The sequence below is a fragment of the Gordonia sp. NPDC003422 genome, assembly GCF_053588675.1.
In genome coordinates, this window is sequence record NZ_JBSFQL010000002.1 from 146,161 (window position 1) to 156,521 (window position 10,361).

General features: G+C 65.7%; 9 protein-coding genes and 1 riboswitch. Of the genes, 4 read left to right on the forward strand and 5 right to left on the reverse strand.

Annotation, left to right across the window (positions count from 1 at the left end):
• Window positions 1-221 precede the first annotated feature (221 nt).
• Complete coding sequence (locus tag ACWDTF_RS02395) at window positions 222-770, reverse strand: hypothetical protein (RefSeq protein ID WP_240858803.1); 549 nt, start codon at window positions 768-770, stop codon at window positions 222-224.
• Between the two features lie 109 nt (window positions 771-879).
• Here ACWDTF_RS02395 and ACWDTF_RS02400 point away from each other — a divergent pair, with 109 nt between their 5' ends.
• From ACWDTF_RS02400 to ACWDTF_RS02415, 4 genes are all read left to right on the forward strand, one after another.
• On the forward strand, window positions 880-2,238 hold the full coding sequence (locus ACWDTF_RS02400) for an 8-oxoguanine deaminase (protein ID WP_355274436.1): 1,359 nt from the start codon (window positions 880-882) through the stop codon (window positions 2,236-2,238).
• Window positions 2,238-3,053, forward strand: coding sequence for an FAD binding domain-containing protein (locus tag ACWDTF_RS02405; protein ID WP_355274439.1), 816 nt, complete (start codon window positions 2,238-2,240; stop codon window positions 3,051-3,053). Before ACWDTF_RS02400 ends, ACWDTF_RS02405 begins: the two co-directional genes overlap by 1 nt.
• A complete protein-coding gene (locus ACWDTF_RS02410) occupies window positions 3,050-5,902 on the forward strand; it encodes a molybdopterin-dependent oxidoreductase (RefSeq protein ID WP_449753902.1) in 2,853 nt (950 codons plus the stop codon). Before ACWDTF_RS02405 ends, ACWDTF_RS02410 begins: the two co-directional genes overlap by 4 nt.
• A 69-nt stretch (window positions 5,903-5,971) precedes the next feature.
• Window positions 5,972-7,216, forward strand: a complete 1,245-nt coding sequence (locus tag ACWDTF_RS02415; protein WP_240858785.1) for an Nramp family divalent metal transporter — start codon at window positions 5,972-5,974, stop codon at window positions 7,214-7,216.
• A 7-nt stretch (window positions 7,217-7,223) separates the two neighbouring features.
• On the opposite strand, the gene ACWDTF_RS02420 is transcribed toward ACWDTF_RS02415, so the two are convergent.
• The 4 genes from ACWDTF_RS02420 to ACWDTF_RS02435 all read right to left on the reverse strand — a co-directional run bounded on the left by ACWDTF_RS02420 (window position 7,224) and on the right by ACWDTF_RS02435 (window position 10,159).
• Complete coding sequence (locus tag ACWDTF_RS02420) at window positions 7,224-8,447, reverse strand: acyl-CoA dehydrogenase family protein (RefSeq protein ID WP_240858779.1); 1,224 nt, start codon at window positions 8,445-8,447, stop codon at window positions 7,224-7,226.
• A 150-nt stretch (window positions 8,448-8,597) separates the two neighbouring features.
• Entirely contained in the window at window positions 8,598-9,071 is a 474-nt protein-coding gene (locus ACWDTF_RS02425; RefSeq protein WP_355274450.1) for a histidine phosphatase family protein, read from the reverse strand.
• A 4-nt stretch (window positions 9,072-9,075) separates the two neighbouring features.
• On the reverse strand, window positions 9,076-9,906 hold the full coding sequence (locus ACWDTF_RS02430) for a CbtA family protein (RefSeq protein ID WP_355274453.1): 831 nt from the start codon (window positions 9,904-9,906) through the stop codon (window positions 9,076-9,078).
• Window positions 9,907-9,934: 28 nt separating this feature from the next.
• Entirely contained in the window at window positions 9,935-10,159 is a 225-nt protein-coding gene (locus tag ACWDTF_RS02435) for a CbtB domain-containing protein (RefSeq protein WP_355274456.1), read from the reverse strand.
• A 57-nt stretch (window positions 10,160-10,216) separates the two neighbouring features.
• A riboswitch (cobalamin riboswitch) is annotated at window positions 10,217-10,294 on the reverse strand.
• Window positions 10,295-10,361 lie beyond the last annotated feature (67 nt).

The window sequence follows — 10,361 nt, forward strand, 5'->3', positions numbered from 1 at the left end:
CGACGGGACGGGTGGAGGAACGGAAGGTGAGGACAGAAGGTCCGTCATGGGTACGTACTTTCACGAATGATCGACCCAGAGGGAATGATCAAGGCCGATCGGGGCTGAAGGTAGAAGGCGGCGCGTGGCGCGTTCACCGCGGCGAACTCGCGCGCAGCACGGTCAGACCCCTCGAATGTCGAAGAATCCGAGGGGAAAAGGGCAACCAGAACCCGCTGAGGTCAGCAGGCGGGCGACGCGGCGACGGGTGGCGCTCGGCTGACCCCTCCGCCACCGGCGAGCCGCGAACGCAGCGATCGAACCGGGAGTTGCCACAGTGTGGGTCGCCACGGCGCTTCCGCGGTGGGCGGCGGCGATCCGAGACAGATCGTCCACCGCAGTGCGGTGCGGGCGATCAGCTCGACCAACGACTCGGCGACCACGAGGCCCAGGGCCACGGCCACCGCCATGGCGAGGTGAGCGCCGGCCATCAGCGGCGAGGGTGTCACGCCCATCGTCGAGCCGTGCATGTGTTCGGCCGAAGCGGCGAGCAGGATGTGCCCGGCGAACTGCCCGAGGCACAACTGGACGATCAGATCGGTGAGGTTTCGGCCTGCGCGGCCCGCACTCCACACCCCGACCGCGACGCAACCGCCGACAAGCACCATCAGGGTCTCGCTGGACGGGAGGGAACCGCCGCCCATGCAGTGCGCGGCGAGCGAGGCCGTACCGGATACGGCGCCCACATAGCCCCCACGCAAGCGCGCGGTGAAACTAGGAGACCCGACCATGCGCCTAACCCTATCAATCCGGCACCGCCGACGACCCTCCGCATACCGGATGAGCTGCGCACACGTCCACCGAAATCCGGCTGTAATCTCGCCGCCGTAGCCTGTCGCGGTGGCCGCCCAGACCCTGATCGAGAACTGTCATGTCGTGACCGTCGACACCGCGCGACGGGAATTGGAATCGGCATCGGTCCTCATCGACGGCGACCGGATCGCGGCCGTCGGCCAGGGACCGATCGAGGTGGGCGACGACGTGACCCGGATCGACGGCTCCGGATGCGTGCTGACACCCGGTCTGGTGAACACCCACCATCACCTCTACCAATGGATCACCCGCGGACTGGCCGCCGATCACACCCTCTTCCAGTGGCTGACCACGCTTTACCCCATCTGGGCCGGAATCGACGAGCCGGCCGTTCATGCCGCCGCGTTGGGCGGTCTGAGCCAGCTCGCCCTGTCCGGGTGCACCACCACCACCGATCATCACTATGTGTTCCCGCGTGAAGGTGGCGATCTGCTGGGCGCCGAGATCGCTGCAGCCGGTGAGATCGGGCTGCGATTCCATCCGACCCGCGGGTCGATGGACCTCTCTGAGAAGGACGGCGGACTGCCACCCGACTCGGTGGTGCAATCGCTCGACGAGATCCTCACCGCGAGCAGTGATGCGGTCAACCGGTGGCACAACCCAGACCCCGGCGCGATGGTGCGCATCGCCCTCGCGCCCTGCTCCCCGTTCTCCGTCACCACCGACCTGCTGCGCGAATCCGCGCTCCTCGCACGCGAACTCGGCGTGCGGATGCATACCCACCTGGCCGAGTCGCTGGACGAGAACACCTACTGCGATGAGCATTTCGGTTGCACTCCACTGCAATACATGGAGTCGGTCGGGTGGGTGGGCGACGACGTGTGGTTCGCGCACGGCATCGAGTTCGACGACGACGAAATTGGTCGCCTGGCCGCGACCTCGACCGGTGTCGCCCACTGTCCGACGTCGAATGCCCGTCTGGGCAACCGGATCTGCCGCACCCGGGAACTGGTCGATGCCGGAGTGCCGGTCGGGCTCGGCGTGGACGGTGCGGCGTCGAATGAATCGTGCCGACTGCTCGAGGAAGCCCATCAGGCCGTGCTGATGGCCAGGGCGAAGGGCGGACCCACCGCGTTGTCCACACGTACCGCCATCGAACTCGCCACCCTCGGTGGTGCCCGAGTGCTCGGGCGCGCCGACGAGATCGGATCGATCGAGCCGGGCAAGTTCGCCGACCTCGTCCTCTGGGACCTGACCACCGTCGCGCACCGCGACATCGACGACCCGGTCGCGGCCTTGGTCCTCGGCGCGATCCCGCCCATCAAGGCGTCGTGGGTGCACGGCCGAAAGCTGATCGACAATGGTGAGATGCAGACCGTCGACCTCGACAGTGTCACCGCCGAGGTCGCAACGCAGCATCGTCTCCTGATCGACCGGGCCGGCTGATGGATCTGCACACCGTCACCGGATATCGGTTCGCGCACGATCGAGCCGATCTCGCCCTGGCGCCCGGAGAGCGCATCGTGGCCGGTGGCACATGGATGTTTTCCGAACCCCAGATCGACGTCGACGGCCTGGTCGACATCAGCCGCATCGGTTGGCCTGCAATCGAATACAGGCCCGACGGCGGCCTCCGGATCGCCGCCAACTGCCCCATCGCCGAATTGGCAGCACTTCGGCCGCAGTCCGGATGGCGGGCACATCCACTCTTCGCCCAGTGCGCCAACGCACTCCTCGCGTCGTTCAAGATCTGGAACATGGCCACTGTGGGCGGAAACATCTGCCGCTCGTTCGCCGCCGCATCGATGGTCTCGCTGACTGTTGCGCTCGACGGGAGCGCGCACATCTGGCGGCCCGACGGCACCGACCGCGACATTCCCGTCAGCGAGCTGGTCACCGGCAATGGAACCAACACGCTGGAGAGCGGAGAAGTCCTGCGGGCCATCGATTTCCCCGCACACGCATTGCGCGGCACGACTGCCTTTCGGAAGATCGCTCTCGCAGAGCTGGGTCGGTCCGGTGTCGTGATGACCGGTCGCCTCGACGAAGACGGCACGGTGGTTGTCGGGATCACGGCGGCCACCGAATGGCCTACGGTTCTGCGCTATCCGTCGATGCCGGACACCGATCGTCTGCGTGACGATGTCGGTTCCGCCGCGGGCTACTACACGGACCCGCTCGGTGCTGCCGACTGGCGACGCGCGACGTCGATGGTGTTCGCCGAGGAGATTCGCGCCGAGTTGGTGGGTGCGGTGTCATGAGATTCGAGATCAACGGCGAGGCGGTCGACGCGAGTCCCGATCCCGGACAATGTCTGCGCACCCTGCTGCGCGACCATGCTCACTTCGAGGTCAAGAAGGGTTGCGACGCAGGCGATTGCGGTGCCTGCACGGTTCTTGTTGACGGAAATCCGGTGCACTCCTGCATCTTTCCGGCTCAGCGTGCCGAGGATCGTTCCGTCACCACGGTCGCAGGACTCGGCACACCCGACGACCTTCATCCCGTGCAGCAGTCCTTCGTCGACAACTTCGGTTTTCAGTGCGGGTTCTGCACGGCAGGCATGATCGTCACCGCGTCGACCCTCGAGCCCGACGACCTCGACGACCTGCCGCGGCGCATGAAGGGAAACCTGTGCCGCTGCACCGGATATCGCGCGATCCGCGATTCCATCACCTCCGCCGTTGCCGAAAAGGAGCAACCAACCAATCCGCTGCCTGAGGTGCGAGGAGCGCTAGCGACGAGCCTCGAAGGCCTGGCGACAACACCTCCCCAACCCTCCGAGGCTTGCTCCGCCACAGTCGGCACATCCGCCAACCCCATCGCCGCCCGGCGGGTGGTCACCGGCACCGAGCCGTACACCTTCGATGTCGCGGTCGACGGCATGTTGTTCATCCGCGTCCTACCCTCCCCTCATCCGCACGCACGCATCACCGCGATCGACACCACCGAAGCTGCCACGCTGCCCGGCGTCGAACTGATCCTGACGCATGAGAACGTCTCCACCCGAAGGTTTTCCACGGCTCGGCACGAGCATCGCGAGGACGATCCCGACGACAGCCTCGTGCTCGACCCCGTCGTCCGGTTCGTCGGCCAGCGCGTGGCGGCCGTCGTCGCGACCACTGCTGCGATCGCCGAGGAGGCCTGTCGCCTGATCGAGGTCACCTACGAGGTGCTGCCCGCGGTCTTCGACCCGGAGGAAGCACGCCGCCCGGGCGCACCCCTGATCCATCCGGATCGCACGCCGCTCGATCGTGTGAACCACGCCGACCGCAACGTCATCGCCGACTTCCACCAGGGTTTCGGCGGCGACGTCGACACCGCGCTCGAGGAGTCCGCAGCCACCGTCTCGGGAACGTGGAGCACGGGGCGCGTGTCGCACGCGCAATTGGAAACCCACGGCAGCATCGGATGGTTCGACGACGACGGCCGACTGGTGATCCGTACCAGCACGCAGGTGCCGTTCCTCGTGCGCGACGAGCTCGCATTGCTCCTCGATCTGCCGACCGACAAGATTCGAGTGTTCAGCGCACGCGTGGGCGGCGGCTTCGGCGGCAAGCAGGAACTGCTCACCGAAGATCTCGTGGCACTTGCCGTCCTGCGCACCGGCCGGCCGTGCGGGTACGAGATGACGCGCACCGACGAGATGACCCGCACCACCTATCGTCACCCGTTCCGCGTGTCGGTGGATCTGGGCGCCGACGCCGACGGACGACTGACCGCGTTGCGCATCGACGTGCTCTCGGACACCGGTGCGTACGGCAATCACGCGATCGGCGTGATGTTCCACGCATGCGCCGAATCGGTGTCGGTCTACAACTGCCCGGTGAAGTGGGTCGACGCGGAGGTCGTCTACACCAACAATCCGCCGTCGGGCGCCTTCCGCGGCTACGGTCTGGGCCAGGTGATCTTCGCGATCGAGAGCGCGATGGACGAGTTGGCGCTCGACCTCGGCATCGACCCGTTCGAGATGCGGCGCATCAATGCCGTGCGCGATGGGGATCCACTGCTCATCACCCACCCCGAACCCGAACCCGATCTGCTGTACGGCAGCTACGGCCTCGATCAGTGCCTCGACCTCGCTCAGCGCGCCCTCGAGCGCGGCAACGGCGTGCCGGCACCCGAGGGCAGCGCCTGGCGCGTCGGCGACGGTATGGCACTTGCGGCCATCGCCACGATGGCACCCCGCGGACACCTGTCGTCGGTACGGGTCAGCGTCGACGCCCAGGGCAACTACGACATCGGCATCGGCACAAGCGAATTCGGCAACGGTACCACCACCGTGCACCTCCAGATCGCCACGACCACACTCCAGACGACGCCCGACCGCGTGCACCTACACCACGGTGACACCGACGCCGCCACCTATGACACCGGCGCTTTCGCATCCGCAGGTACCACCGTCGCGGGCAAGGCCTTGCACGCGGCATGTCTGGCATTGCGTACGACGCTCATCGAAACCGCGACCGCCATCACCGGATGCACACCCGACGAGGTGACCGTCACCGCCGACGGGGTGCTCGTCGGTGAACGAATGCTCGACTTCGCCGAGCTCATCGCAGCGTCCGACGACCAGCACCGAGACCCCGGCGGCACCCGGTTGACCGCCGTCGGCGAGGAGCGCGGCGACCTGCGTTCCATCGCCTTCAACGTGCAGGCGTTCCGGGTGGCGGTCAACGTCGACACCGGCACGGTCCGCATCCTGCACTCGGTGCACGCCGCCGACGCCGGCACGGTGATGAATCCTCAGCAGTGCCTCGGCCAGGTCGAGGGCGGCGTCGCTCAGGCCATCGGGTCGTCGCTCTACGAGGAGATCATCCTCGACGGCAAGGGCGTTCCGATCACCTCGGTGTTCCGGACCTATCGGGTGCCGCAGATGGCCGACATTCCGCCGACCGAGGTCTTCTTCGCCGAGACCAGCGACGACCTCGGGCCGTATGGCGCCAAGTCGATGAGCGAATCCCCCTACAACCCCGTCGCACCCGCGTTGGCCAACGCCATCCGTCGTGCGATTGGAGTCCGACCCTACGAAACACCGATGTCCAGGGACCGTATTTGGCGGCTCACCCAAGATGCCGCCCCTACCAGCACGGACACTCGGCCACCCGGGTAGTTTCGGGCGACCGAAACTTTTGTTTCGTCCAGCTTGAACTCAATCAGATTTCGTGCAAGATTGGTCGCCATGGCATCGCTACGCGCAGCGCAGTACACACCCAGTGGCGCAAAGGTGCGCAATGCCGCCCTGATGGGTCCTGCGTTTGTCGCGGCGATCGCCTACGTCGACCCCGGGAATGTCGCAGCCAACATCACCGCGGGCGCCCGCTACGGATTCCTGCTCGTCTGGGTCCTGGTGATGGCCAACCTGATCGCGATGCTGATCCAGTACCAGTCGGCCAAGCTGGGCATCGTCACCGGCCAGAGCCTGCCCGGACTGCTGGGCAAACGTTTGTCGCGGCGCTCTCGGCGCGCCTACTGGGTACAAGCCGAAATTGTGGCTGCGGCAACCGATCTCGCTGAGATCGTGGGTGGTGCGATCGCTCTGCAGTTGCTGTTCGACCTGCCGCTGGTGGTCGGCGGGCTGATCGTCGGCGTCGTCTCCATGATCATCCTGCTCCTGCAGAATCCGCGGCAGCAGAAGGTCTTCGAACGCGTCATCCTCACGATGCTCGCGGTCATCGTGGTCGGCTTCCTCACCGGCCTGGTGATCAATCCTCCCCCGGCGACCGACGTTCTCGGCGGGCTCATCCCCCACCTGCAAGGCCCGGAGACGGTCCTTCTCGCGGCCAGCATGCTCGGTGCGACGGTCATGCCGCACGCGATCTACCTGCACTCGTCCCTGGTGATCGACCGACACGGCGCCAACCACACCGACGAGGACAAGCGCCGGCTCGTGCGTGTCACCCGTTGGGACGTGGTGATCGCGCTCCTGATCGCCGGAGCGGTCAACATCGCGCTGCTGCTCCTTGCCGCACAGAATCTCCGCGGCAAGGAGGGCACCGACACCATCGAAGGCGCCTACACCGCGGTGCAGGACGCCATGGGTCCGACCGTCGCCACCTTCTTTGCCATCGGCCTACTGGCGTCGGGTCTCGCCGCGACGTCGGTCGGGTCGTATGCCGGCGCGTCGATCATGGAGGGCCTGCTGCACGTTCGAGTGCCGCTCCTGTTGCGCCGAACACTCGTCCTCGTCCCGGCACTGGTGGTGCTCTGGGTCGGTGTCGAACCCACCTGGGCCCTGGTGATCAGCCAGGTGGTGCTGAGCTTCGGCATCCCCTTCGCCATCATCCCGCTGGGTCGGCTCACCGCCGACCGCAAGCTCATGGGCTCCTTCACCGACTCGCGACCCCTGCAGATCGTCGCAGGGGCCGCGGCGGCGATGATCGTCATGCTCAACATCGCTCTCATCGTGTTGATGATCACCGAGTGAATAAGGCTCAGCCGCGCAACAACCCCTTGGCGACGTGGGTCACCTGGATCTCGTTGCTGCCGGCATAGATCATGAGCGACTTGGCATCTCGCGCAAGCTGCTCGACGCGGTACTCGGCCATGTAGCCGTTTCCACCGAAGAGCTGCACCGCCTCCATCGCGACGTCGGTCGCGGCCTTGGACGAGTACAGCTTCATCGCCGACGCCTCCGACAGGCTCAGCGGCTTGCCGGCCTGAGTCCGCTCGATCGCACTGAAGAGCATGTTCTGCACATTGATTCGCGCGACTTCCATTTCGGCAAGCTTGAGCTGGATGAGCTGGAACTGCGCGATCTCCTGGCCCCACAACTTGCGTGTCTTGGCGTAATCGAGGGACAGACGCAGGCATTCGTTGATGATGCCCATCGCCAGCGCCGCGATGCCGACCCGCTCGGCGGTGAAGCCGGCCTTCGCACCTTCCGAACCGCGTGAATCCTCGCCGGTGTCCTCGGTCTCGCCGAGGAGACGGTCCTTGCCGAGGCGCACGTTGTCGAAGAAGAGCTCACCGGTCGGCGAACTCATCATGCCCATCTTCTTGAACGCCTTGCCCTGGGTGAGACCCGGCATCCCCTTGTCGAGGACGAAGGACAGCACCTTGCGGTCACGCATCGGGGTGTTGCTGCCGTCGTCGAGCTTGGCGAACACCACGATGGTGTCGGCGTACGGGCCATTGGTGATAAAGGTCTTCTGCCCGTTGAGGATGTAGTCGTCGCCGTCGCGCTTGACCGTGGTCTTCATGCCGCCCAGTGCGTCGGAGCCGGAGTCGGGTTCGGTGATCGCCCACGCGCCCACCTTCTCCATCGTGACCAGCTCGGGAAGCCACCGCTTCTTCTGTGCGAGAGTGCCTTTGCCGCGGATCGTCGACGCCGTGAGCCCCATGCTGACGCCCATCGATCCGACGAGTCCGAGGCAGACACCGGCAAGTTCGATGTTGACGATCATGAACATCGACGAGGCCATGCTGCCGCCACCGCCACCCGACGATTTCTTGCCCTCAGCCTCGGCGGCGAGCTCCTTCTCCAAGGCGTCGTTGGCCATGGCGTCGACACCGAAGGTCGACAGCAGCTTGCGGGTGATGTCGTAGGGCGGCAGCTGCCCGGTCTCGAGCTCATCGATGTGCGGTCGGATCTCCTTGTCGATGAACGCCCGCAGGGCGTCGCGCACCATCAGATCCTCGTCGGACCACTCGAACATCTCCACCTCGCATCTCGAGACAACTAAAACACGTTTCAGTTTCACTGTGTCAGGTGTCACTCCGGAAGTAAAGACACACTTGGGCCTAAATGTTTCACCGTCGCACTGGTTGCCACGGCGCTCGGAAAGCGAGCGCCATGGCAACCAGAATCAGAGTTGATACGACGTCGCCGGCCGGACCTCGATTGCGAAGTAGCCTGCAGCATCGTCGACGAGCAACGCCTGCGCGACCGGCATCGACACCACGCACACCCCGAACGTCGCCGACGCACGCCAGTCATGAATGCGCGCAACAAAGTCGGCCACCGTCTCCCCGCCGTGCGGGCACGCATCCGGAGTCGAAAACCAGAGGCCGAGTGCCGAAGGATCGATCTCCTCGGGCAGCTTCCCTGCCCACTCCCCGAAGTCCATCGTGCGCAATGCGTCGTCGACGTCGAACTGCCCACTCAAGAGCGCCGACGTCTCCAGCGCCACCGTCTCTGGCCCGCTGACCGTGCGCCCCATATCGCTGACCGTGCGTCGCAAATCGTTGACCGTGCGCCGTCCGGCGTCGTCCAGAGACAGATCACCGCCGAACCGCAGGTCCCGATTGGGGCCGGTGCGGCCGGCGGTGATGATCTGCATGACCTCAGTTGACCTCGGCCGTGATGCCCTTCGACGCCGTCGCCGACGTCTTAGGCCGCGCCAGGTAGCCGAGAACCAGGGCGAACACGACGGTCAGCACGGTCCACAGGATCACCTGGTTGGCGATCACGTACACCCGGAAGTCGCCGATGACGTCACCGGGGAACCCGGGGGCGACGATCACGCCCTGGTCGTTGCGCAACTCCTTGGGCACCTCGTGGAACTCCGGCAGCAGAGTCACCGCGACGGTGATCACCGCCAGGTACCCCACCACGCTCACGATGGCCGAGACGAGCCCGCCGATGCGGGGGCGCAACCAGAACGCGAACACGACGGCCGCAATCGCCGCGCCCACCGAGATCAACGTGATGGTCAGGAATGCACCCGAGCGCGCGCCGATGGTGTCGTCGTCGCCGACCGCCGGCGGATTCGCCGGGTACGCGAAGAACGGAACCGCGAAGAAAGACACGAACCCGATCACCCCGAGTGCGCCGGCGAGCCACCGCGGATCGGTCGCAGGGTAACGCCGTCCGACATAGGTCCACAGCACGGTGAACGCGACTGCGAAGAACGCGCCCATGCACAACGCGAACACCAGCGTGCCGACTCCGGCACCGAGGTTCTGCTGCATGGCGCGGGTGAACACCTCGCCACCCTCACCGTGGACGTGTCCGCCCGCCGCGATCTCGAGTTCCTCCTCGGCGCCCGAACGCAGATCCTCGTAGTCGATGGCCTTGGCGACCTGCGGTTCGATGAACAGTCGGGCGAACAGATACGACAGAATTCCGGCGATCAGGCCTGAGAACAGGCCGGCGCCGATGAACTTCTTCTCCATGTTTATTTGTCTCCTGGCTCAGATTCGCTCAGTGGCAGGGGAAGCCGAGGAAGTGGCGGGCGTCGTGGACGAACTCGTGGATGTGGGTGTCGGAACCGAACACCGACACCGCGCCCTGGTCGTAGCCCAGGAAGTAGTAGGCCATCGACGCCAGCAGCACGGTGAGGCTGAGCCACAGTGCCGCGCTGGCGACGGAGAGATTGGGTACCGCGAGCGCCCGAGATGCGGGTGCCGCCTTGGTGGAAGCAGTCATCTGCCTGTCCTTTCGCCGATCACGCGTCGGCAGTTCGTTTGAACCGGTTACCAGCGCGGCACTCTGACTCACGTCGATTCTCAGTTGACCGTCGTTCACAGCGGCGCGACCGTTCCGGACTTGCACCGGATTCCCCGCACTGGCGTGTGCTGACCTTATACCCTGACCGGCTCGGCCTGCTCGCGCTCGCGCCACGGAGTTG

Coding starts and splice junctions, on each gene's coding strand:
- ACWDTF_RS02435 (WP_355274456.1), bottom strand. CDS start 10,159: ATGACTGCTTCCACCAAGGCGGCACCCGCATCTCGGGCGCTCGCGGTA.
- ACWDTF_RS02395 (WP_240858803.1), bottom strand. CDS start 770: ATGGTCGGGTCTCCTAGTTTCACCGCGCGCTTGCGTGGGGGCTATGTG.
- ACWDTF_RS02425 (WP_355274450.1), bottom strand. CDS start 9,071: ATGCAGATCATCACCGCCGGCCGCACCGGCCCCAATCGGGACCTGCGG.
- ACWDTF_RS02430 (WP_355274453.1), bottom strand. CDS start 9,906: ATGGAGAAGAAGTTCATCGGCGCCGGCCTGTTCTCAGGCCTGATCGCC.
- ACWDTF_RS02405 (WP_355274439.1), top strand. CDS start 2,238: ATGGATCTGCACACCGTCACCGGATATCGGTTCGCGCACGATCGAGCC.
- ACWDTF_RS02415 (WP_240858785.1), top strand. CDS start 5,972: ATGGCATCGCTACGCGCAGCGCAGTACACACCCAGTGGCGCAAAGGTG.
- ACWDTF_RS02420 (WP_240858779.1), bottom strand. CDS start 8,447: ATGTTCGAGTGGTCCGACGAGGATCTGATGGTGCGCGACGCCCTGCGG.
- ACWDTF_RS02410 (WP_449753902.1), top strand. CDS start 3,050: ATGAGATTCGAGATCAACGGCGAGGCGGTCGACGCGAGTCCCGATCCC.